Source organism: Catenulispora sp. EB89 (assembly GCF_041261445.1).
Lineage (GTDB): Bacteria > Actinomycetota > Actinomycetes > Streptomycetales > Catenulisporaceae > Catenulispora.
This window is the reverse complement of sequence record NZ_JBGCCU010000022.1, coordinates 60,690-84,054: the sequence shown is the minus strand read 5'-3', so window position 1 is coordinate 84,054 and position 23,365 is coordinate 60,690. Positions and strand designations below refer to the sequence as shown.

At 68.5% G+C, this 23,365-nt stretch carries 20 protein-coding genes and 2 riboswitches; of the genes, 11 read left to right on the top strand and 9 right to left on the bottom strand.

All coding sequences use genetic code 11. The annotated features are described in order from the left end of the window. The first annotated feature begins 139 nt into the window (after positions 1-139). From ABH920_RS35995 to ABH920_RS35985, 3 genes are all read left to right on the top strand, one after another. The gene (locus tag ABH920_RS35995) at positions 140-1,051 is read left to right on the top strand and encodes an ABC transporter ATP-binding protein (protein WP_370353734.1); all 912 of its coding nucleotides are present in this window, start codon (positions 140-142) and stop codon (positions 1,049-1,051) included. Beyond that, positions 1,044-1,811 (top strand): ABC transporter permease subunit, encoded by a 768-nt coding sequence (locus ABH920_RS35990; protein WP_370353733.1) that lies wholly within the window; start codon positions 1,044-1,046, stop codon positions 1,809-1,811. The genes ABH920_RS35995 and ABH920_RS35990 overlap by 8 nt, the downstream gene beginning before the upstream one ends. A gap of 179 nt (positions 1,812-1,990) precedes the next feature. Continuing rightward, the gene (locus ABH920_RS35985; protein WP_370353732.1) at positions 1,991-3,280 is read left to right on the top strand and encodes an MFS transporter; all 1,290 of its coding nucleotides are present in this window, start codon (positions 1,991-1,993) and stop codon (positions 3,278-3,280) included. Positions 3,281-3,408: 128 nt separating this feature from the next. Here the strand turns inward: ABH920_RS35985 and gcvP are convergent, their stop codons facing one another. Beyond that, positions 3,409-6,282 (bottom strand): aminomethyl-transferring glycine dehydrogenase, encoded by a 2,874-nt coding sequence (gene gcvP / locus ABH920_RS35980; protein WP_370353835.1) that lies wholly within the window; start codon positions 6,280-6,282, stop codon positions 3,409-3,411. A gap of 222 nt (positions 6,283-6,504) precedes the next feature. After that, a riboswitch (glycine riboswitch) is annotated at positions 6,505-6,619 on the bottom strand. Beyond that, a riboswitch (glycine riboswitch) is annotated at positions 6,620-6,706 on the bottom strand. Between the two features lie 91 nt (positions 6,707-6,797). On the opposite strand from gcvP, the gene ABH920_RS35975 reads away from it, so the two are divergent. Together ABH920_RS35975 and ABH920_RS35970 are read left to right on the top strand one after the other, a co-directional pair. Beyond that, on the top strand, positions 6,798-7,598 hold the full coding sequence (locus tag ABH920_RS35975) for a GNAT family N-acetyltransferase (protein ID WP_370353731.1): 801 nt from the start codon (positions 6,798-6,800) through the stop codon (positions 7,596-7,598). Positions 7,599-7,664: 66 nt separating this feature from the next. Next, positions 7,665-8,561, top strand: coding sequence for a hypothetical protein (locus ABH920_RS35970; RefSeq protein WP_370353730.1), 897 nt, complete (start codon positions 7,665-7,667; stop codon positions 8,559-8,561). Here the strand turns inward: ABH920_RS35970 and ABH920_RS35965 are convergent. The 6 genes from ABH920_RS35965 to ABH920_RS35940 form a co-directional block, all read right to left on the bottom strand. Further along, positions 8,536-9,081 (bottom strand): GNAT family N-acetyltransferase, encoded by a 546-nt coding sequence (locus ABH920_RS35965; RefSeq protein ID WP_370353729.1) that lies wholly within the window; start codon positions 9,079-9,081, stop codon positions 8,536-8,538. The two genes, ABH920_RS35970 and ABH920_RS35965, sit on opposite strands and share 26 nt — an antisense overlap. A 204-nt stretch (positions 9,082-9,285) precedes the next feature. Then, the gene (locus tag ABH920_RS35960; RefSeq protein ID WP_370353728.1) at positions 9,286-9,729 is read right to left on the bottom strand and encodes an N-acetyltransferase family protein; all 444 of its coding nucleotides are present in this window, start codon (positions 9,727-9,729) and stop codon (positions 9,286-9,288) included. 22 nt (positions 9,730-9,751) lie between these two features. Next, complete coding sequence (locus ABH920_RS35955; protein WP_370353727.1) at positions 9,752-10,732, bottom strand: SCO2521 family protein; 981 nt, start codon at positions 10,730-10,732, stop codon at positions 9,752-9,754. Further along, on the bottom strand, positions 10,732-11,754 hold the full coding sequence (locus ABH920_RS35950; RefSeq protein WP_370353726.1) for an SCO2522 family protein: 1,023 nt from the start codon (positions 11,752-11,754) through the stop codon (positions 10,732-10,734). The genes ABH920_RS35955 and ABH920_RS35950 overlap by 1 nt, the downstream gene beginning before the upstream one ends. Beyond that, the gene (locus tag ABH920_RS35945) at positions 11,755-12,672 is read right to left on the bottom strand and encodes an SCO2523 family variant P-loop protein (protein ID WP_370353725.1); all 918 of its coding nucleotides are present in this window, start codon (positions 12,670-12,672) and stop codon (positions 11,755-11,757) included. A gap of 1 nt (position 12,673) precedes the next feature. Next, positions 12,674-14,530, bottom strand: a complete 1,857-nt coding sequence (locus tag ABH920_RS35940; protein ID WP_370353724.1) for an SCO2524 family protein — start codon at positions 14,528-14,530, stop codon at positions 12,674-12,676. Positions 14,531-14,761: 231 nt separating this feature from the next. Here ABH920_RS35940 and ABH920_RS35935 point away from each other — a divergent pair, with 231 nt between their 5' ends. The 5 genes from ABH920_RS35935 to ABH920_RS35915 all read left to right on the top strand — a co-directional run bounded on the left by ABH920_RS35935 (position 14,762) and on the right by ABH920_RS35915 (position 20,209). Next, complete coding sequence (locus ABH920_RS35935) at positions 14,762-16,600, top strand: SCO2524 family protein (protein WP_370353723.1); 1,839 nt, start codon at positions 14,762-14,764, stop codon at positions 16,598-16,600. Between the two features lies 1 nt (position 16,601). Then, positions 16,602-17,522 (top strand): SCO2523 family variant P-loop protein, encoded by a 921-nt coding sequence (locus ABH920_RS35930; protein ID WP_370353722.1) that lies wholly within the window; start codon positions 16,602-16,604, stop codon positions 17,520-17,522. 5 nt (positions 17,523-17,527) lie between these two features. After that, positions 17,528-18,556 carry an SCO2522 family protein gene (locus ABH920_RS35925; protein ID WP_370353721.1) on the top strand — a complete coding sequence of 343 codons (1,029 nt, stop codon included), beginning with the start codon at positions 17,528-17,530 and terminating at the stop codon, positions 18,554-18,556. Then, positions 18,537-19,526, top strand: coding sequence for an SCO2521 family protein (locus ABH920_RS35920; RefSeq protein ID WP_370353720.1), 990 nt, complete (start codon positions 18,537-18,539; stop codon positions 19,524-19,526). Before ABH920_RS35925 ends, ABH920_RS35920 begins: the two co-directional genes overlap by 20 nt. Before the next feature lie 158 nt (positions 19,527-19,684). After that, entirely contained in the window at positions 19,685-20,209 is a 525-nt protein-coding gene (locus ABH920_RS35915; protein WP_370353719.1) for a GNAT family N-acetyltransferase, read from the top strand. Here ABH920_RS35915 and ABH920_RS35910 read toward each other — a convergent pair. Further along, on the bottom strand, positions 20,199-20,981 hold the full coding sequence (locus ABH920_RS35910) for a hypothetical protein (protein WP_370353718.1): 783 nt from the start codon (positions 20,979-20,981) through the stop codon (positions 20,199-20,201). The genes ABH920_RS35915 and ABH920_RS35910 overlap by 11 nt on opposite strands. A 140-nt stretch (positions 20,982-21,121) precedes the next feature. Further along, entirely contained in the window at positions 21,122-22,171 is a 1,050-nt protein-coding gene (locus ABH920_RS35905; protein ID WP_370353717.1) for an LLM class F420-dependent oxidoreductase, read from the bottom strand. A 169-nt stretch (positions 22,172-22,340) separates the two neighbouring features. Here ABH920_RS35905 and ABH920_RS35900 point away from each other — a divergent pair, with 169 nt between their 5' ends. Next, on the top strand, positions 22,341-23,351 hold the full coding sequence (locus ABH920_RS35900) for an aldo/keto reductase (RefSeq protein ID WP_370353716.1): 1,011 nt from the start codon (positions 22,341-22,343) through the stop codon (positions 23,349-23,351). The last annotated feature ends 14 nt before the right edge of the window (positions 23,352-23,365 follow it).

The window sequence follows — 23,365 nt, the reverse complement described above, 5'->3', positions numbered from 1 at the left end:
GCATCGGCCTGCGCGCCGTCATCCCCTGGGAGTACACGGGCCCGCGGATCCGACCACGGGGGTACGCAGAAAAACCGCCCCACACTCCGACGCGGCCGACCGCATCCGGCTGGGACCTTGGGATCCGAAGGGAGACATCATGATCGAAGTCATCGGACTCGCCAAGCGCTTCGGCCGGACCACCGCGGTCGAGGACCTGACGTTCACGGTCCACCCCGGCCGCGTCACCGGATTCCTCGGACCCAACGGCTCGGGCAAGTCCACCACGCTGCGCGCCCTGCTCGGCCTGGAGCGCCCCGACCACGGCACGGCCCTGATCGACGGCCGCCCCTACCCCACCCTGCGGCACCCGTCCCACCAGGTCGGGGCGCTGCTCGACGCCGGCGCCGTGCACCCGGGCCGCTCGGCCCGCGCGCACCTCACCGCGCTGGCGGTGGCCGGCCGCGTCGCGCGCCGCCGGGTCGACGAGGTCCTGGAACGGGTCGGCCTGGCCCAGGCCGCGACCCGGCGCGCCGGGGAATTCTCGCTGGGTATGAAGCAGCGGCTCGGCATCGCCGGGGCCCTGCTCGGCGATCCCGCGGTCCTGCTGTTCGACGAACCGGGCAACGGCCTGGACCCGGAGGGCATCGTGTGGATCCGGACCCTGATGAGGTCGCTGGCGACCGAGGGGCGCACGGTGTTCGTCTCCAGCCATCTGCTGGCCGAGACCGCGCTGACCGCCGACCACCTGGTGGTGATCGGCCGAGGCCGGCTGATCGCCGACACCGGCGTCGAGCGCTTCCTGACCGAGCACGCCGCGGCCCGGGTGCACGTCCGCTCCCCCGCCCGCAGCCGCCTGGCCGAGCTGCTGCGGGCCCGCGGCGCCGGCGTCGAGTACGAGGGCGCCGACGCCCTGATCGTCACCGGCGCGGGCGTTGACGAGATCGGCGACGCGGCCGCCGCGGCCGGACTGCCGGTGCACGAGCTGTCCGCGCGGCATGCCTCGCTGGAGGACGTGTTCATGGACCTGACCCGCGACGCGGTCGACTACCGAGGAGTGACCCATGCCTGAGTTGCTGCACGCCGAATGGATCAAGCTGCGCTCCGTGCGCTCGACCTACCTCTCGCTGGCCGCCGCCACGGTGCTGGTCCTGGCCACGGCATACTCGGTGGCCGACAGCACCGGCCGCGACTGGCCGACGATGACCGCCGCCGACCGCGCCGCGTTCGACCCGGTGTCCGCGCCGCTGTTCGGCGCGGTCTTCGCGCAGCTGGTCATCGGCGTCCTGGGCGTCCTGGCGATCAGCTCCGAATACGGCACCGGCCTGATCCGGACGACCTTCGCCACCACCCCGCAGCGCCGCAAGGTACTGATCGCCAAGGCAGCAGTGGCCATGGCGGTCGCGCTGGCAGCCGGCACGGCCATCCTCGGCCTGTCCTTCGGCCTGAGCCAGGCCCTGATGTCCGGCGGCCACGGCGGCGTGTCCCTCGGCGACCCGGGGGTGTTCCGCGGCGTGGCGTACGCCGTGCTCTACCTCATGCTGATCACGGTCCTGGCCACCTCGCTCGGCGCCATCATGCGCGCCACGGCCGGCGCGATCGCGATGCTGTTCACGCTGGTCTTCCTGCTCCCGCAGGTTCTGGATCACCTACCGCAGAACATGCGGCACGAGCTGATGCGCTTCGGGCTGCAACGTGCGGCGACGAGTGCGGTGTCGCTGCGCCCACAGGCCGACACCTTCTCCCCGACGGTCTCGCTCCTGGTGTGCGCGGCCTACGCAGCCGTCGCGCTGGCCGTCGCACTGTTCCTGATCGGACGACACGATGCCTGAGCCCTGCTACCGCGCACCCCGCGGACAAAAAGACTCGCTTCCGCACCGCGGTTCGCTATCATCAGCACCATGTTCCACACCTCATGTGCGTAAGGGCCCACGTCAACCGCCCCGGCCACCGGCCGTGACGCGGTCCGTCGGCGTCCCTGCACATGATCTCCCGGTGAGGAACCACTCCCTTGTCTTCGTACCTGGCGGTACTCCGCCTGCCCTTTGCCGCGCGCACTTTCGCGACGGCTTTCATCGGACGGCTGTCCTACGGCACGGTCGTCCTGTCCCTGACCCTCGCGCTGGCGGCCGGCCACGGCTCCGTCGGCCGCGCGGGCGCGGTGGTGGCGGTCTTCGCGCTGTCGGTCGCGGGCCTGGCACCAGTCCGTGCCCGCCTGATCGACCGCCACGGCATCCGTCCGGCCCTGCTCCCCCTGGCGCTGGCGTACGCCGGCGCACTGCTGAGCCTGACGGCCGCTACCTGGCGCCCCGGCGCCCCGCTGTGGCTCCTGGAAGCCCTGGCCCTCGCGGCCGGAGCCACGGCTCCGCCGCTCGGCCCGACGATGCGCACCCTGTGGCGCACGATGTGCGGCGACGACCAGGCGCTGATGCAGCGCGCGTTCAGCCTGGACAAGGTCGTCGAGGAGGTGATCGGCGTCAGCGGGCCGCTGCTGGTCGGGGTGCTGATCCTGGTCGCGAACCCGGCGTTCGGCGTGCTGCTGAGCGCGGTGCTGGTCGCCGTCGGCACGGTGGCGCTGATGACATCCCCGGTGATCAGCACGGTCGCGGCCCAGACCACGGCCACCACTCAGCCCAAGCCAGCCGACGCGTCACGCATCGGTCGGAGGGCCGGCCGCCCCCACCGCACCGAGCGCCGTACCCTGTCCCGCATCGCCGAGCCCGTCTTCGCCGCCACCGGCCTCGGCCTGGGCCTCGGCGCGCAGAGCCTGGCCATCGTGGCGTTCGCGATGCGCCACCACCAACCCTCGGCGATCGCCTGGGCCGACGCCGGCATGTCCGTCGGCAGCATCCTCGGCGGCCTCGCCTACGGCACGATCACCTGGCGCATCCCCAACCGCAGCCGCCTGCCCCTGCTGACCGCCGCCCTCGGCCTGACCGTGGCAGCCGCGGCCCTGGCCCCGAACGTCTGGGTCCTGACCGCCATCACCACCGCCTCAGGCATCTTCATCTCCCCCTTGATGACCTGCGCCTACCTCGTCGCCGACGAACTCGCCACCACCCAAACCCGCACCAGCGCCGGCATGTGGGTCAACAACGCCTTCAACGCCGGCTCCTCCGCCGGCTACGCGGCCATGGGCCCAGCCCTGGCCCGCCTCCCACTCTCCGCCTGCTTCACCATCGCCGCGGCCCCAGTACTCCTAGCCGCCACCGTCACCCGCGCCTGGCGCGCCCGAAGCACCGCCGCACAGCCAGTCGACGCGGCCGAAGCGCACGGCGAAGCTGTGCCCCTGGCCGCCTAACTCACGTCGGAGGCCCGCGCCGACAGCAAAGCGCCCCGCAGACCACGAACTCGGTCTGCGGCGCGCCAAGCACTCGCATTACAACCTGAACGCCACCGCGCTCACCGAACCATCAACCCTCGAAACCATCAGCCCTCGAAGGCCTCCGGCGCCGGGCAAGAACACACCAGGTTCCGGTCCCCATACGCCCCGTCGATGCGCCGCACCGGCGGCCAGTACTTGTCCGCCGGGTTCACGCCGGCCGGGAAGACCGCCTCGGCGCGCTCGTAGCCGTGCTTCCAGTCGCCGACCAGGGTGGCGGCGGTGTGCGGGGCCTGGCGGAGGGGGTTGTCCTCGCGGTCCAGGTCGCCGTTGGCGACGCGGTCGATCTCGCCCTTGATGGCGAGCATGGCGTCGCAGAAGCGGTCCAGCTCGGCCAGGTCCTCGCTCTCGGTGGGCTCGATCATCAGCGTGCCGGCCACCGGGAAGGACATCGTCGGGGCGTGGAAGCCGTAGTCGATCAGGCGCTTGGCCACGTCGTCGACCGTGACGCCGGTGTCCTTGGTGATCTGGCGCAGGTCGATGATGCACTCGTGCGCGACCAGGCCGTTCGGGCCGGTGTAGAGGACCGGGTAGTGCTCGGACAGGCGCTTGGCCACGTAGTTCGCCGCGAGGATCGCGTGCTGCGTCGCCGAGCGCAGCCCTTCGGCGCCCATCAGGCGGATGTAGGCCCACGGGATCGGCAGGATGCCCGCCGAGCCCCACGGGGCCGCCGAGACCGGGCCGACGCCGCCGCCCTCGGGGCGCGGCCCCGCGATCGGGTGCAGCGGGTGGTTCGGCAGGTACGGCGCCAGGTGCGCGCGGACGCCGACCGGGCCGACGCCCGGGCCGCCGCCGCCGTGCGGGATGCAGAAGGTCTTGTGCAGGTTCAGGTGCGAGACGTCGCCGCCGAAGTGGCCCGGCTTGGCCAGGCCGACCATGGCGTTCAGGTTCGCGCCGTCCACGTAGACCTGGCCGCCGGCGGCGTGCACCAGGTCGCAGATCTCGGTGACCTCCTCCTCGAACACGCCGTGCGTCGAGGGGTAGGTGATCATCAGGACGCTGAGCTGGTCGCGGTGCTTCTCGATCTTCGCCTTCAGGTCCGTGACGTCGACCGAGCCGTCCTCGCGGCTGGCCACGACCACCACGCGCATGCCGGCCATCACCGCGGAGGCGGCGTTGGTGCCGTGCGCCGAGGACGGGATCAGGCACACGTCGCGCTGCTCCTGCCCGAGGTCGCGGTGGTAGGCACGCACGGCCAGCAGCCCGGCCAGCTCGCCCTGCGAGCCGGCGTTCGGCTGCACCGACACCCGCGCGTAGCCGGTGACCTCGGCCAGCCAGCCCTCCAGCTGCCCGATCAGCGACAGGTAGCCCGAGGCCTGGTCCAGCGGCGCGAAGGGGTGGATCGCCCCGAACTCCGGCCAGGTGATCGGCTCCATCTCGGTGGTCGCGTTCAGCTTCATCGTGCACGAGCCGAGCGGGATCATCGACCGGTCCAGCGCGATGTCGCGGTCGGCGAGCTTGCGCAGGTAGCGCAGCATCGCGGTCTCGGAGCGGTGCGCGTGGAAGACCGGGTGGGTCAGGAACTCGGTGCCGCGCACGTGCGCGCCGAGCGCGTCCTCGGTGCCGCGGTCGAGCTCGTCGACGCCCGCCGCCTCCTTGCCGGTGACGCCGAACGCCGACCAAACGGCCCGCAGGTCGGCCCAGTCAGTGGTCTCGTCGCAGGACACACCGACGGTGTCCTCGTCGACCAGCCGCAGGTTCACGCCCGAGGACAGCGCCGCGCGCCACACCTCGGCGGCCCGGCCCGGCACCCGCACGGTCAGGGTGTCGAAGAACGCGGTCGGCACGACCTCGACCCCGGCCTCGCGCAGCCCGGCGGCCAGCACCGCGGTGTAGCGGTGGGTGCGGCGGGCGATCGCGGTCAGGCCCTCGGGGCCGTGGTACACCGCGTACATGCCGGCGATCACGGCCAGCAGCACCTGCGCGGTACAGATGTTGGACGTCGCCTTCTCGCGACGGATGTGCTGCTCGCGGGTCTGCAGCGCCAGCCGCAGCGCCTGATCGCCGTCGGCGTCCACCGACACCCCGACCAGGCGGCCGGGCAGCGAGCGGGACAGGTTCTCGCGCACCGCCATGTAGCCGGCGTGCGGACCGCCGAAGCCCAGCGGCACGCCGAAGCGCTGCGTGGAGCCGACCGCGATGTCGGCCCCGGCCTCGCCGGGCGAGGTGAGCAGGGTCAGGGACAGGATGTCGGCGGCCACCGCGACCAGCGCGCCGCGCGCGTGCGCAGCCTCGGCGATCGCCTTCAGGTCGCGGACCTGGCCGGAGGCGCCGGGGTACTGCACCAGCACGCCGTAGAACTCGCCCTCGGGCAGCTGGTCAGCCGACAGGTCGGCGAGCGCCAGCTCGATGCCCAGCGGCTCAGCGCGGGTCTGCAGCACGGCCAGGGTCTGCGGGAAGACGTCGGCGTCGACCAGGAACCGGTGCGACTTGGACTTGGTGGACCGGCGGGCCAGGGTCATGGCCTCCGCGGCGGCCGTGGCCTCGTCCAGCAGGGAGGCGTTCGCCACCGGCAGCCCGGCCAGGTCGGCGACCACGGTCTGGAAGTTGAGCAGCGCCTCCAGCCGGCCCTGGGAGATCTCCGGCTGGTAGGGGGTGTACGCGGTGTACCAGGCCGGGTTCTCCAGCACGTTGCGCAGGATCACCGGCGGGGTGAAGGTGCCGTGGTAGCCCAGGCCGATCATGGGGCGGAAGACGCGGTTGCGGCCGGCGATGTCGCGCAGCTCGGTCAGCACCTCGGACTCCGAGCGCGCCGGCGGCAGGTTCAGGCGCTCGGTGAGGCGGATGGAGCCAGGCACGGCGGCCTCGGTCAGCGCGTCGAGCGAGTCGTAGCCGAGCAGGGAGAGCATGCGGCCGGCGGCCTCGGCGTCCGGGCCGATGTGCCGGTCGGCGAACGGGGAGCCCTGCTCCAGCTCGACCAGCGTAGGACGCGCTGCGGGGGCGGAGGTGGTGGCGGAGGTGGCGGTGGCGTGGGAGTCCTGGCCGGTCGCGGGCTGGGCCGGCACCGTACCGCCGGAACCGGCGGCGGAATCGTCTCCGGCCGCGCCGTGCAGATCCGTGAGCACTGCGGTCACTGTTGTGGCCTCTCAGGCGGACGCTCTTAGACGTCGGGTGGTGGATTCGCGCCTCCCGCGGATCCGGCCTCCCCCTCTGTCATGGAACCTGAGAGTTTCACCGGGGGCGGGCAGTCCTGCCGCGCCCACGGCTTACACCTTCGGTGAGGGCTTCCCTGCTGCTCGGCCCTGCTTTCCAGAGTTGCCTGCTCGAACGGTCCGTTTGCCTGAGAGTTTCCGGGGAGGGTTGCTCCTTCGGCGCCCCACGGGGGGTCTCTCCCGTCCGAGGTAGTCAGCACTTACGACGGTATCAGCGCCACCACCGCCTGTTCTAATCCCGTTAACCGTTTGCCGTAGCCCGGCGCCAGTGGTGGGCTGGCCCCGTGACCTCCCCCACCCCGGACAAGGACCTGCTCGCAACCTTCGACGTGCGCATGCGGGCCACCGCCGAACCCGACGAACCCGGCGCGCGCGTCGAGAAGGCCGACGGCGTCGTCCGCCAGCTCGGAGCACACCCCACGGACTGGCACGGAGTCCTGTACAGCGACCTGGACGCCGCCACCGCCGACGCCGCGATCCAGAAGCAGATCGCCTACTTCCGCACCCTCGGCGCCGACTTCGAGTGGAAGCACTACCGCCACGACGAACCCGCCGACCTGGACGCCCGCCTGCGCGCCGCCGGCTTCGTGGCCGACGACCCCGAGACCCTGTTCGTGGCGGAGATCACACAGCTGTCCGCCGCCGGCCTGGCGGTGCCCCTCCCCGACGGCGTCACCCTCCGCCCGGTCACCACCGAAGCCGACGCCGACCTGGTCGCCGAAGCCGCCGACGCGGCCTTCGGCAGCGGCGGCGACCGAGCCCGCGCCCGCGCCCTGGCCCGCCTGGCCGACGACCCGGACACGGTCTGGACCTGGCTGGCCATGGCCGGCGACCGCCCGGTGAGCGCCGCCCGCATGCTCCTCCACCCCGGCACCGGCTTCGCCAGCCTCTGGGGCGGCGGCACCGCCCCGGGCTGGCGCGGCCGCGGCATCTACCGCGCGCTGGTGGCACGACGGATGGAGGTGGCTGTGGAGCTGGGGTGCGAGTACTTGCAGGTGGACGCGTCGGACATGAGCCGGCCGATCCTGGAGCGGCTGGGGTTCCGGGCTTTGAGCGTGACGACGCCTTTCGAGTACCGGTTCTGACATACTCGAAGTCGGTCACGGCTGTTCGCAGGGGGATGCGGTGGATCGGCGACGCGCAGGCCAGACGTGGTAGGGACTACCGAGCAGGGCGGCGAAGCACGGCTGGCCACGTTCAAATCCGCGGTCGAGTCACGCGCGGCCAGCATTGCTGAGGATCTGGAGCGCGGCCAGCGCTACAAACGGACGAGGCTGCCGCGCCTACGGTCGGAGCCGGCGGACTACAGCCGTGTACACGGCAGCTCCAGGGAGCAGGAGGCGGTCGCAGAGTTCGACCACATCAACGTCAGGGTGCAGCAAAGCTTTGCCAGGGCGGCGTCCTCCACCCGCCCGGGGCCACTCGTCCTCGAAGAGTTCTACGACGGCACCCCTCGCCTCAGCCAACCGTACGCCGACCTGATAGCCACCTTGCTGGCTGCCCGCTCGGAGGCAAACGGCCGAGTTTTCCTGAGCCGCGCTGAGGGCCGCGTCATCGCCGAATCACTCGAGCGAACCGGTAAAAGTCTGCTATCCATGGGGTTTTCCCTGTTCGCGGAGCGGGCCTTCGACGAGGCAGCAACCGTCCACTCGCGTATCAGGGACGCGCAAGCCGAAGACCGCTGTAAGTACTGGCAGCTCGAGGCACACCGCAGAACGTATCCGTGGTGGCATCCGATGCGCTTCGTCGGGTTGCCATTGCGGTGGTTGGTCGGATATGGGTACAAGCCGATGCGGTTGCTAGTCTGGATCGTGGTCGTCATCGCCGGGTTCGCCGTCTATCTGCTGCATCTGACCCGTAATCCGGGAGCCACGCGCGGCGACGCGCTTTTCATGACTCTCCAGAACTTCGTGAACCCGATAGGCTTGGGAGATGTGAAGAGCATCTCGCCAACGTGGGAAACGCCGCTGGAAGTGGAGACCTATACCGGCGATATCCTACGAAACGTGTTCTTCGTGCTGCTCATTCGCAAGTGGTTCCGCCTGTGACGGCGAAGGCATCCGGATCCGCCGGCACTTCCGGTCGGATTCGAGGCGAAGCAACCGGATGGTCGAGCAGCAAAGACATGAGCATCCGCGGTTCTTCTGGCCCGAAGTGATTGTCGCGCTCGCCGGTGTCGATGAAGCCGAAATTCTCGTAAAGCCGGCGGGCCACCTTGTTGCTCGGCTTGACCAGCAGCCGGATCACTCTCATGTCGTAGTCATGCAGGCGGTCAATGGTCGCCTGCAACAGAAGCTGCCCCCAGCCGTGCCGTTGGCGGGCGGGATGGATGGCCATCCCCGCGATCCACCCCACGGTCGGGTCTGCGGCTCGGAGGTTAACCGAGTAGCCCCAGATCGCCTCGTCGTCCTCGGCCAGCATCCACAGTGGCCCCGACGGATCGAACATCACCTTGAGATCGTTGTCGATCACGCCGTAGGAACCGAACGCTTTCGCTTCCAACTCGGCGATCCTGCGCAGGTCATTCTTCTTGACACCGCGCAGCCGCGGAGAGGGAAGCTCGTTCACGAAGTCTCTCCTCCAGGAGTCCTCATCCATTGCCCAAACGATCTCCTCTCCGGGTGTACCCGGTTCAGGCTTGCCGAAAGCGTCAGATGAGGTATCCCCGTCGAGACCTCGCGACGATGAGAGCTAAGACGCACGTCACGCGCCCCCTGACCACCGTGCCACTTTTGAAGGTGACTCACGGTCACACGACCGGTAGAAGCAGGGTCAGTATCTTGCGACGCTCCCGTCACCGAGGTCGCCGTCCTTCCACTGACCGGTGTCCTGGAATCCGGCGCGGATGTACATGTCATACGCCGGCTTGTTGTGCGGCTTGACCGTGAGTTTGATCGTGCTGATCCCCTTGTTCTGCAACTCCAGGATGGACTCGTCCAGCAGTCGCAGACCGATGTGCAGCCCCCGCCGCTCGGGATGCACTCCCAGCGCCAGGATCCACCCGACCTCGGGGTCGTCGGTGGCCCGAACGCTGAATGAATAGCCCCACATGCCCTCCCCGTCCTCCGCCACCAGCCAGGTCGCCCCCGACGGGCCGAAGAGTTGCGTCAGAGTGGACCGGTTGAAGCCGGTCCCCTCGAAGACCAGGTCTTCGAGCTCTGCGATTCGCGGCAGATCCTTCTCACACGCCGTCCGTACTGACAGCGGGTCCCCCACCCCGTCCCCTGACTATAGAGCCCTATAGAACCTCTCTGAGTAGAGTCTCTTCGATGGCTTTTCGTGTCAACAGCGACACCTTGTCCCTAACACGCGTCAAAGTTGTCTGCCATTCCCAAGACAGTTGGGCCGCGTCTTCCAACGCGTCCCAGAACCACCGCATCGCATGGGGCAGATGCGCCTTCGGGTTCCAGACATGCCCGAGATAGCTCAACGCCGCCTCGAGTTCGCGCTCCGCGCTCGGTCCCGTGCGCGATGAGCGATCGAAGGCATTCTTCAGTGCGGCCAGCAGCCAGTGGTGCAGTGCGAGGATCTCGCACATTTCCATGAAATCCGGCAGCAGTTCCGACGGCATGGACATCTGGACCCGGAAAACGCCGTCGTCACCAGCCTCGACGTGACCGTCCGGTTCGACGTCCTCCTGAACCAGCGCCGCCCACAGCAGCCGGTGGGTCTGCGTCTTGAGCCGGGCCCGTCTGTCAATCTGTGGCACCTCGTCCAGGAGAGACATCACGTGCGCACCGGTGTTGCCGAGGTCCAGAATGGACTTCGCCGGCCGGTCCTCCAGGAATCCCGTCACGATGTCGGCGGGGCGGGCCTTGTTGATCGCTTCAGCAACCCCGGTGTGGGCCATGTAGTGGGACCAGGGCAGTCGTCTTTTCGATGCGCCGAGCAGGACATCCACGCGCGCCGAGCCTTGCAGGAAGTGCCCCGCGGTCAGGACCGCACGGGCGCGCGCGGTCCCGATGATCCTCGGTGGGGAACCGGAGCTGACGGCCAACCGGCAGTCCAAGCCGAGGTACAAGTCAGGAGACACCACCTGCTCCACGGGATACTGCCGCCAGTCGGCTTCGACACCGGGGACCAGCGCCAGCGCCTGTCGAGCGGCATCCAGGGGAAGCGGCTCCGAGGTGTTCAGGAGGCCGGTCGTCACCGCTCCGAGGACGACCTGCGGCTGGTGCGGCGATGTCGTTTCTGACGACGGCGCAACGGGTCGCGCCATCACTTCCCGCCTGGCAGGAAGTGATGGCTCATCCGCTGGGAGATGACGTCCGGCACCGAGACGTTCTCCTGCTGTGCGCGCCGGTCCAGCTTGGCCATGACGTCCCGCTCGAACACGAAATGGTCGACGATGTTCCGCACCGCGGTCTCGATGGGCAGGAAGTTCTGCGGCATGATGCTCAGTGATTGATACGCGTAGAACGGCGCGGCGTTGGGGTTCACCTTGATGATGTCGGGAAAATGGCTCCACTCCGCCTTCCACTCGCCGTCGAAATCGGTGACTTCCAACGCCGGGATGCCGTCCTTGCGCAACAGTCCGAGCCGGACGAGCTGCCAGACCGCAGCCAGAAAAGGGCAGGAGTACTGCCGCCGACTCAGAGCGTCCTCGCGGTCCGCTCCCGGTTCCGCGTCGTCCCGCCAAAGTTCGACGTCCACGTAGATCGAGTGATTGCGCTTGCCGTACTCCAGCGGCGCTTCCCAGGTGTGGGCCTCCATCGCGTTCAGGATGGTGGCCTGACGGGCGGGTCTGCCGTTGGAGAGCCACCCAGTGGCGATGGTCGGCGGACGGCCACCTGTGTCGTGATCCGGTTCCGGTTCTTCCAGCAGCCTGGTGGCCAGCAGCTCGGCCACGGCGAACCCGTCCTTGCGACGCGCACACGCGGATTCCCTGGCGACATAGTCGATGGTCACTCCCGCCCGCATCGACAGGCGCAACAACCTCTCCATAATTTCGGGAGCATCGGGCCAGGACTGGAAATAGTCGTCAATAAGAAAACACGTACTGACGCGCGGCTTGCTGTCTCCGGAGATCACCGATGCCTTGGCCGCTTCCAGCCACGGTTTGACTCGCTCGAACTGGGTCAGGATCGGCTCTTCATCGCCCTCGAGGTCTTCCATGTAGAAATGGCCGACTTCGACCGACAGATGAGAAAGCGACAGTTGCTTTACCGCCATATCCCGATGATGTTCGCTAAAGACCGGAGCTGGCGGTTCGGCGGCCTGGGACGACGTATATGTCACCATTTAGAAGCCTTCCCAGGCGTGGCTGTTGATCACCTTGTGAGCCAGCTTGTCGAACGCGTCGGTCGTCGCCTGCTTCGCCAGGTTGCGCTTGACGTCGACGTCCAAGATGACCTGCTCCCGCCAGAGCAGCATCGGCTCCAACGGTGTGGTGCCAGCAAGCAAATCCTGCCCGAGATGGCGGGTCTTCGCCAGGCCTTTGAGGATGTCATCACTCTCGCGGAGCCAGGCTTCCTGCTCGGGCACGGCGTTGGTGCCGAAGGCAGTGCTGTCGGGTACCGCGGTGCGGATGGTCCGGACCAGATCCGTGAATTCCGACGCGCCGAATCCCGCGTTGGCGGCGCAGGAGATGATCCCGTTCGTTCCGAACAGCAGTCCGCTGGCCGCGATCACGTGCTGAGTGGTCCAGCGGTGGAACAGCAGCCACCTTACCGGATCGGCACTGCGCGGGCGGACGTTCGGGGAAACCGCCTGCAAAGACATGTCGAGCGCCGACGACCGTCCGGCACTCAGGTCCACGATGCAGACGTCGAATTCTCTTTCGACCTGCTCGAAGAGCGCTATAGCCTTCTTGATGTGCGGCTTCGTCAAAGCGAACTCTGCACCTCCGTCATCGCCGGGATACAGCATCAGTTTACCCGAACCCGGAGGACGCGTCTTCATATCATTGCGTTCTGTGACAGCCCTGATGTCCACACGCATCGGCTTCGCGACTCTGCCGAGGATATAAGAATGCAGACCACCCTCGGCAGTGCCGCGCTCCAGACTGGAGATCTCGAAGATCGCACCGGCGGTGGGGGAACCGAAGTCAAAATCCAGATAAGCCACATCGTAACCCAGCAACGAAAGCCGGTAGGCCAGATTGCAGCTGGTCACGGACCGGCCGGTACCGCCCTTGTCGGACGAGGCGAAAACCATCATGTCAGCGGCTCCGGCCGGCATCGAGACGAGCCACTTCCAGCGCGTCCAGCAGCCGCAGTGCCTCCTCCGTCTTGGCGATCGCGGTGCTCGTGCGGCGTCGGCTGAGCTCACGAGCTCGCGCGATCAATGTTCCGATCTCCTCCAGACGGTCACGCAGTGCCGTTTTCTCGAAGACGTTCGACCGCAGCAGCTCCCGGTTGTAGACGTGGTCCGCCTCGTTGAGGAGCCTGAGCAGATGCTCGTACAACACCGGGCTGCGCGGCGGTTCCTGCTCGAACGCGATCGCGGTGGCGACCAGCGCCTCGACCACGCGCTCGGTCAGATACCACGACGGCTGCTCGAACTTGACGCCCGTCATCCCGGGGAAGGCACTGAGATCGTCCCAGAGCTCGATCGGGTCGCCGTTGCGCGTCATCCGCCGCTCGTACAGGTGGTCCATCGCCGCCTCGGCCAGGCCCATGAGCGCCTCGCGGGCCTCGACATCGTCGGTCAGCTGCGCGGCCTGGAGGGACCGTTTGATGATCAGCGGCGCGTAGTCCGAAGTGAACAACACCAGTGCGGTGCCGACGGCCTCGTCGCTGCCGCCCAGACCTTGCGGCACACCCGGGTAGTGCAGCGCGAGCGCCTCGTCGCCCTCGGACATCCGGCGGGTGATCCGGCCGCGCTGCGCCAGCTCCTGGAGGATGCCGATCGCCTTGAGCAGGTCGGCGTCGGTGGCGGTTCTCGCGACCAGGTCCTGGATCAGCACGGACATGACCAGGAGCGAGTAGTAGTCGGACTCCTGGCCGTCACTGGTACGCCAGGGGATGTCCTCCAGCGGCCACCGCTCAGCGTCGAAGCGGGCGACCGTCGACCAATAGCGCTGTGTCAGCTCCCAGCGCAGGGACAACGCGTCGGCGAGGTCGCGCTGGCCGTCGTCCATGACGTTCAGGGCGGCGGCACGGCGCGAGGTGAAGTCGACGATGCCGTCGAGCGCGTTCACGGTGAAGTACAGCCAGGGTCGGGACTGCGCGTAGCCGGTCTTCTCCGAGACCTTGAGCCCTACGGCATAGTCCTCCTCGATCGGCTTCGAACCGTTGGCGATACCCCAGGTCCACCCGCACTCGAAGAGTTGGTCCTTCTCGGGCTTCGCGTCGTCGGACAAACCCAGGCGCAGGGAGGTCGTGATCTGGGTACGCAGGCGCTCGAAGCGCTCAGCCAGCCGTTTCGCCATCTCGGCGTCGGTGCTGTCGCCCTGCCGTAGCATCTCGATGATGGCGCGGCCCGGGTCGGAGTCGACGGTCACCGAGTTGATGACGAAACTGCGCAGCATGCCGACCATCGCCGCGGTCAGCCGCCGCGAGGCCCGGCGTTGCAGGTCCCGCAGGTTCTCCCGGTGCTTGGCCTGGATCTCCAGCTCCAGGCGCGAGTCCACGAAGAACAGCAGCGACAGGCACAGAGTGATCGACATCGAATACGCGTCGACGACCTCGAGTTCCTGCGTCGAGGCGTCCGTCGGCACCGTGGCGTTCGGGTCCAGGGCCTGGAGATAGCTGCCGGCCCCGAACCGGGGCTCGTCGTCCGCATCGGTGTGGTTCTTGAAGTACTCCAGGGCGATCTCGACGAGCGTCCGCGGGATGCGGGTCGCCTCACCCAGCGGCCGCAGCGCGGCGGCCACGTCGGCCTGTGTCTCGTCGGAATCGTGCACGCTGAACGTGGCGATCTGCGTCATCGGCCAGAACAAGCACAGTAACTGCTCGGCGTCGGCGATGGGATTGGATTTGGCGCGACCGCCCCAAACCCACTCGCCGTCGACGTAGCAGTACTCCAGCATGTAGCGCCAGATATCCAGAATCTGCTTCCGTGGTTCGATCCGCACCGCGGCCTCCCAGCCGAGAAGATCACCATGTCAGAGCTCTGTTTCCTGGTCACCATGCTATAGGCGCACGCCGCAGCCCCGCGCGACTCACCGGAATCCCGCCACCTGGATGTATCAGAACTCGTCATCGTGGGTAGGGGCTCTGGCTGGCAGACAACGCGGTGCTGATCCCGCATGCGACATGGGGCCGAGCACGCGCAATCGGGGCAGGTCAGGGCAGGGGCGGAAGCTTTGAGAACGAACCCACGACAACACATCCTGGACACGTGGCGGGCTTTCGCGCGCTCGACGTTCAGCAGCGGGGAGTGGGCCTGGGGTGGTCGCTACGCCTCCAACAGCATCAGCGACGCCGAGCAGATCCTCGTCCTGCTCTACCCCGCCACCGAAGTCCCCGGCTTCCGCCTGGACCGTCCGGACGCCATCGAGGACGACATGCTCGCGGTGCTCAGGCCCATGGGCAGCGGCCTGGACATCCCGATGCGGATGCTGGAGGCGCTGGAGACCTACGTCGCGCGCTACACCGACGAGGACGGCCCGACCTTCAGCGGCGGCTCCTACCTGCTGACCGAGGAGCCGGGCGCCGAGGTGAAGCCCGAGCAGCTGGACTTCGACGTCACCGAGTCGTACTCGATCTCCGTCACCCTCTGTCTGTCGGCGAAGGGCTTCCTGCGCGAGTTCCAGCGCACGGTCGAGCGGCGCGACCTGCAGAGTCGGATCGACACCGCCATCCTGGCCATGGACACCCGCCTGACCGCGGCCATGGTGGGCCTGCTGCGTTCCTTCGTGGTCAACGTCCTGGACCCCGACTCGGTCGCCGAAGCCGTCCTGCTGCGCACGGTCAGCCAGGGCCGGGTCGTGGGCCGCACGCTGACCCAGGACCTGCGCGACCAGCTGCAGCCGGTGCGCGACAAGCTCCCGGAGCTGACCTTCGGGCTGCCGGCGGAGAACGAGCGGATGCTGCGCGACTATCCGGAGCGCTTCTTCGAGTGCGGTTGGGCCTGGGGGGTGGCGCAGGACGCCACCGACATCGATCTGCCATCCGCCGAAGGCGTGAACCAGCCGCACGGCGTCGCCGAATCCCGTCCGGTCCTGCACTTCACAGTCAACGCCCTCGACGGTCTGTCCGACCTCTTCTCCGTCCGCACCACCCGCCAGGGGCTGTTGACGTCCGAGCAGCAGTCCCTGCGTGAGGCCCTGAGTCTGCGCTGGGGTCTGGCCCTGCAGTACTGGGCCACGATCGCGACCTTCGGCGCCGGCCCCCGCTGGCCGATCGAGGACGTGCCGTGGCAGTCCACCGACGGCCAGAGCTCGCCCTACTTCACCGAGCTGGTGCTCTCCATCGTCGCGTTGTCCCAGCAGGGCGGCGGCAACACCGGCACCATCGGGAAGAGTGTCGCGGTGCTGGAGGAACTGGGCCAGCGCGGTCTGGTGAGCCGGCGCGCGGCGGAGGACGACCGCGGGGTCCTGTTGCACGAACCCGGCGTCCTGATGCCCTTGAAGGGATCGGAGAAGGAAGGGCCGGCGCTGGCCTGGTCCTACAACGGCTTCGCCGCCACGCTGGGCAAGACCGCGCTGCGGGTCGCCAGGGTCAGCACCAGCCGGCGCAACCGGGCCCGCCTCATCGAGATCACGGACGCGGTGGTGGAGCACCTGCTCGCCCGACGACACCAGCAGCCCGACGGGCTGTGGGACCACCCCGCCAACCTGTACCCCGGCGTCGCGACCGCGCCGGCCACGCCCGCCTGGGACATGACCGAGCGTGCCATCGAGGTCTTCGTCGCCGCCGCGACGCTGATCAGCGCCCCGCCGCTGGCCGACCAGGGTCAGGTCGACGAGGCCACTGCCAAGATCGCCGAAGCCCGGCACATCCTGGACCAGGAACGGCTGACCACGCCGACGGCCGGCGGCTCCCAGGAACAGAAGCTGCTGCGGGAGGCGGAGCAGTCACTGAACCGCGCCGAACGGCTGATCGCCGAACGGCCGGCCACCGCCGCGGCGCTGGCCGACAAGGTGCTCAGGGACCTGGACCAACTGGCCTTCGCCCGCCAGGCAGCGAGCAGGAGCGCATGACGTGCTGATATTCGCTACCTCCGACAAGGGAGGCACGGGGCGTTCGGTGACCAGTTGCAACATGGCCTACCGACGGGCGTTGCAGGGTGAGACGGTCGCCTATCTCGACTTCGACTTCGGATCGCCGACCGCCGGCGCGATCTTCGACGTGCCGAAGGCCGAGCGCGGCGTGGACGCCTCGGGTCTGCACTCGTACTTCACCAAGCACACTGAGGCCCAGCAGCTGGACACGGCGCTGCACTCCGACAGCGACACACTGCGCGACCTGCCGCGCATCTCCGGAGCAGGCCGCTTGGTCCTGCTGCCCGGAGACAAGGACGGCGGGGAGTTCTCGATCAGCGCCGACATGCCGGCCCGCTGCGCGCAGCTGTTCCTGAAGTTGGACCGGGAGTTCGACCTGTGCATCGTGGACCTGTCCGCGGGCCGCTCGTACGCCGTCGACCTGGTCCTGGAAGCCACCGCCCGGCTCGAACTCAGGGCCCTGACCAGCCGCTGGCTGGTCTTCCACCGCTGGACCAAGCAGCACATCCTGGCCGCGCACGGCCTGGTGTTCGGCGAGAAGGGGCTACTCAAGGCCGGCGAGCGCCGCGGCCACGATCCCCTGAAGCTGAACAACTCCGTTCGCTACGTCCGCACCGCCGTCGTGGACCTGGGAGTGGATCAGGAGTCGGTGACCCGCCCGGCGCAGGGCGCCTGGCTGCGCCGCTACGACCAGAGGCTGCGCGAGCAGGCCGACAAGCTCCGCATGGGCCGGGCTCGCCTGGCCGGGCAGATCCCCTACGACCCGATGCTCCAGTGGAGCGAGCAGGTGATCGACGACTCCGACGTCAGCGGACTGAAGATCGCCAACCAGGCCACCGTGCAGGCCTTCGAGGACCTCGCCGCGAAACTGTCGGACGAGAGATTCTGGGAAGGACTGTGACGGCCGTGGACGTGAGATACGACGAGGTGACCCAGAGCACGAAGGTGGAAGCGGTGCCGCTGGGCCACCTCTCGATCGAGACCGGGCACCTGTATCTGGACGACTTCGCCGACGGCGACCGCAAGATCGCCCGGCAGCTGGAGCAGGCGGCACCGTGGCTGGAGGCGGCGGGCAAGCGGATCCACAAGCGGTTCGGCCGCAACGCCCGCATCAGCACCTGCTTCCTGGTCGACGACTACACGCCGTCGAGTTCGAGCCTGGAGCAGCCCAAGCCCTCGGAGGTGGTCGACATCGTCACCGCCGCCGCCGACCAGGCCGGATTCCGGATCGACTACCTGGCGCGGGAGGCCGGCTGCGCAATCGCCTGCGAGCGGCCGCACTCCGGGCCGCGCGACCGGAGTGCGCTGGCGGACATCGTCGCCGGGCTGATCGTGGAGGAGGCCGCGGTCGGTGCCAACGGTTCCCGGCCGCCGACGGCGCAGACCGGCTGGCTGTCCAACGGCGAACGCTCCCCCGCCGTCGCGGTGGCGATGGATGCTCCGGACTGGGATCCGCCTGAGGAGTTCGGAAAGTACAAGCACTCGGTGTTCGTCGACATCGAACTGTGGAGCGTCGACAAGTCCATGCCGCAAGCCGAACGGCAGTACTCGTGTTCACTGCTTTCGGCGGTGTGGCAACTGCTGCGGCTGGGCCTGTTGCGCAACGCCGGTAAAGCGGTGGCCAAACCGTACCGGTTCGGATCCAACGAGGCCCTGCCGGAGCTTTGGTCGCAGCTGCCGAGCATCACCCAGCTGACGCCGGATGCGGCCCCGTTCGCCGCGTATCAGGTGCTTTCCCTACTCCCGCCGCACTTCCGGGCGGCCGAACACGCCGCCGAGATCATCGTCGACCACCTGCGGTTCGACGGAAAGGTCCTGAAGCAGACCGCCGACCGGGCCCGGGATGAGACGAATCCGGTCACGTTACCCGACAATCCCGTCGGTCGGGTGAGCCACTTGTTCTTCGATGACGTCCATGTCACGCACAACGACTGATCGGGACCGGAGCCCGGCCGTCCACGACGACGGCACGCAGCCCTGGTTGGGCTTCGGCGAGGTGCGCACGTGCCTGATCCAGAACCTGGGCACGCTGTCCCCCTCGGCGAGCGTCGCCCTGATGCAGCTCACCCCGGGCTCCCCGGTGAGCAAGGTGGACCGGCCGGTCCGCCGCGTCGTCTCCCCGGAGCAGGTCACCGGGGTGGACTGCCGGCTGCACGTGGCCCGCGAGGGCCGGGGCCGGGCCATCGGCACCGTATTGAGCCACGCGGTGGTCACCAACGGCCGGATCCTGCAGGGCACCGCACATGTGGCGCTCACCGAGGCGACCTCCAAGGAACGCCGCGAGTGGCGGCACTACCTGCGGCACCAGGGTGTCGTGGAGGTCCTGGGCTCGCCGAGCCCGCACAACGTCATCGACGGCTACCTGGCCGACATCTCGCCGGCCCGCGGCCTGGACCTGGCCTCGATCAGCGACCGCATCATCGACGACGTGCAGCAGAGCGAGACCCTGAACCACACCACCGCGCTGCGGGCCGGCACCGCCGTGGTCCGGTGGGCCGCGACCCTGACGCCGGACGCCAAGCCGACGGTCGGCATAGCCAAGAGCGACCTGCCGAACTTCCACGTCATCCGGCTGACCGGCGCACCGGAGGATCTCCCGACGCTGATCCGCTTCTGCGAGGAGTTCGCCCTGCACGAGTGGCTGTTGACCACCGTGCAGGACGTCATCGTGCCCCGGGCCGAGACGGACATCGCCCGCGACCGCGATCCGCTGGATTCTCTCCTGTTCGCCCTTAACGAGTTGGTTCCACTTTGGATGCCACCCACTCACCTCAACTCAGATATGAAGGCGTTGTGGGAAGCTATGGAGAGCCGGACACACTACACGCGGTTGTTCGAGCGTCAGGTCGCGCGGATCCGCGACCTCAGGGACCAGGTGAAGATCAGGCCGCCCCGGCGCTTCTAGGGGCGCGACGCTTGCGAACCAAGCGTGAGCCGAGCCACGGACACTGAAAAGAGTGACTTCCCTACGCAGCGGTGCCGCGTGCCGGTAGCATGCCCTTGAAGGTGGTCCCATACCCCCTATCAGCGACCTGTAAACGTCCGACTTCAGACGAGGTGTGCGTGACCACCAACTCCGCGACGCATAGTTCTGTCGATCCCAGAACGTCCGGCAACGTACGCCTACGTCCCGTCGCGGAGGACGATCTGGCCGCCCTTGAGGTTCTCGACAAAGAGGTCTTCAAGGACGTGGCCTACTCGATGGTCTATCTGAAGTCGCTGTATGTTCTGTTCCGCAGGACTTGGTGGGTCGCGGAATACGAGGGCGACCTGACCGGCTACGCTCTGGTGTGTCCGAACTCGGACAACACCGAGGCCTGGCTGATGGGCCTGGCGGTCAGCGAACGGGACCAGGGCAAAGGCGTGGGGCGGCAGCTGATGCAGCGGGCGCTGGAGTTGATGATGGAGGCACATGTCTCCGATGCCTACATCACCGTGCGGCCCGACAACCAAGCCGCCTACCGCCTCTACCAGAGGTTCGGGTTCGCTCAGCAGGGTGACGAACAGCCGGACTACTACGGGACCGGCGAGCCCCGCAAGGTGCTGCACCGGTCGCTGGTGAAGAATCCTTACCCTGCTAATCCCTGACCAGGAACGCGAAGAAGATGGCCATCGAGATGCTTCCGACGTAGCTCTCGATGATCAGCAACACCTGCGCCGGGTCACTGAAGGCACTGTCCAGGTCGCCGAACGAGAGCGGGTTCAGGAAGTCGATCAGACACCCGTGTAACGACCTCACGTACCCGGGCCCGCCGGACAGCCACACCACCACGCTGAACACCGCCAGCGTGACGGCCATCCACCCCAGCATCCGGAACGGACGGTATCCGTACCCGCAGACGCCGTCGTAGATGCCTTCGAAGAAGCGCTGGAAGCCGCTGGGACGCGCCAGGTGCTGGGCCCGGCGCCAGTTCAGCAGAGCACGTTCACGCCGTGACTTCTGTTGAAGCGGCAGGTACAGGTCGGCCGCGCTCTGATATGCCACTGCCGCGTGTCCCGGCATGCCGAGCTCTATGAACTCCTTGCCCATGGCGTCGAAGTGGTCGGCCAGGCGGCTGTTCTGAGAGCGGCTGATGCGGAACTGCCCCCGGCGCTCTGTCTCGGTGGCCAGGTAGGAGCGGATCACGGCGGCGCGGCGGGTCTCGGGGTCGCCGCTGGTGATCTTGTGCCACTCGTAGTACTCCTTGTCCAGCGCCAAGGCCCCCCTGCGCTCGCGCGGCGGGGGGACCTTACTATCGAAGGCGTAGACCAGGTCCGGCAGGTAGCTGTCGAGAAGTTCCAGGAGCTCCTCCTCGCTGCACTCCCCTTCCTCGGTGCGGTCGCGATATCTCAGCTCGTACTCGGCTATCGCGTCGATCACGGACTCGACACCTGGGGAACTCGCGGTCGGCACATCGAAATTTTAATGACGATCCGGTAGCACGTCGATGACCTTCTCCTGGACAGCCAGGGTCCTTACCCGATTCTCAGGCCCCGAGATCACCGGATCCAACCGCCGGATCACCCGATACCGGCCTCCTCGGCCGCCTCCACCGCCGTGCGCACGATCCCGATCCGGGTCTCCAGGTCGCCGAAGGCCGCCGCCACGCTCAGCGTGGTCACGCCGGCCTCCTTGTACGCGACCATCCGCTCGGCGATGCGCTCCTTCGGGCCGATCAGGCTCGTGCGGTCGATGAACTCGAACGGGACCGCCGCGGCGGCGCCGGCGTAGTCCTTGGCCAGGTACTTCTGCTGGACCTCGTCGGCTTCCTTCTCGTAGCCCATGCGGCATGCCAGCTGGTTGTAAAAGTTCTGTTCCTTGCTGCCCATGCCGCCGATGTACAGGGCCGCGTACCAGCGGACCAGGTCCGCGCACAGCTGGACGTCGTCGCCGATGACCGTCGGGACGGTCGGGGCGATGTCGAAGCCGTCCAGGCCGGTCTTGCCGGCCTTGGCGCGGCCGGCGCGGATGTGCTCCAGGTGCTCGCCGGCGTGCTCGGGGCTGAAGAAGACCGGGAGCCAGCCGTCGCCGATCTCGCCGGTCAGCTCCAGGTTCTTCGGGCCGATCGCGGCCAGGTAGACCGGGATGGTCTCGCGGACCGGGTGGACGGTCAGCTTCACCGGCTTGCCGGGGCCGCCGGGCAGCGGCAGCGTGTAGTGCTTGCCGTCGTAGGTGAGGCGTTCGCGGGTCAGGGCCTTGCGGACGATGGCCACGTACTCGCGGGTGCGGCCCAGCGGCGCGGCGAAGGGGACGCCGTGCCAACCTTCGGAGACCTGCGGGCCGGACACGCCCAGGCCCAGGCGGAAGCGGCCGTTCGACAGGGTGTCCAGGGTGGCGGCGGTCATCGCGGTCATGGCCGGGGTGCGGGCCGGGATCTGGAAGACCGCCGAGCCCACGTCCATGCGCTCGGTGTGGGCGGCGATCCAGGTCAGGACGGTCGCGGCGTCGCTGCCGTAGGCCTCGGCGGCCCAGCACACCGCGTATCCCAGGCGGTCCGCCTCCTTGGCGACCTCCAGGCTCTCGGCGTCGTTGCCCGCGCCCCAGTAGCCCATGTTCACGCCGAGCTTCATCGCCCACTCCTGTCCGCTGGACCACCCGCCGGTGGCATGATTGACGCCAGATCCACCTCGGCGCGCGCGATCGCGGCACCGTCGTCGGTGATATTACTCGCCAGTAGGAAGCGGCGCGATGGTGACGCCGCCCACGCGGTGTCCCCGGCAACCGATAGCGTCACCTGTCATGGAGCAGCGACACCTGGGGCGGACGGGCCTGCGTGTGTCCCGGCTGGGGCTGGGCACGATGACCTGGGGGCGGGACACCGACGAGCACGAGGCCGCCGACCAGCTCAAGACCTTCCTGGACGCCGGCGGCACGCTCATCGACACCGCCGACGTCTACGGCGACGGCGACGCCGAGTACATCGTCGGCCGCATGGTCGAGGGCATCCGGTCCGACGTGGTCATCGCCACCAAGGCGGTCAGCGTCCCGTTCGGCCCGCGCCGCTTCGACGCCTCCCGCCGGCACCTGTTGAACGCCCTGGACGGCTCGCTCAAGCGCCTGGGCACCGACTACGTCGACCTGTGGCAGCTGCACGCCTACGACGCCGCCACCCCGCTGGAGGAGACGCTGGCCGCGCTGGACGCCGCGGTGTCCTCCGGCCGGGCCCGCTACGTCGGCGTCTGCAACTACACCGGCTGGCAGCTGGCCCGCGCCGCGACCTGGCAGTCCGCCGACTTCAGCCGGGCCCCGATCGCCTCGGCGCAGATGGAGTACTCGCTGCTGCAGCGCGGGATCGAGCGCGAGGTCCAGCCGGCCGCCGTGGACCTGGGCATCGGGCTGCTCCCCTGGTCGCCGCTGGGCCGCGGGGTGCTGACCGGCAAGTACCGCGCCGGGGTGCCGGCCGACTCCCGGGCCGCCTCGGCGATGTTCGCGCCGTTCGTCGAGCCCTACCTGGACGGCCCCGGCGACGGCATCGTGGACGCGGTGATGATCGCCTCCGACGGCCTGGGGGTGGCGCCGCTGGAGGTGGCGCTGGCCTGGGTGCGCGACCGGCCCGGCGTCACCGCCCCGATCATCGGCCCGCGCACCGTGGCGCAGCTGCGCGGCTGCCTGAGCGCCGAACAGCTGACCCTGCCCCGCGAGATCAGCGAGGCGCTCGACGACGTCTCCGAGCCCGACATCGGGTACCCGGAGCACACCTGGCAGCCGGCCCGCCCGCGGCTGGTCGGCCAGCACACGCACAATCAGTGACAGGCACCACCGCA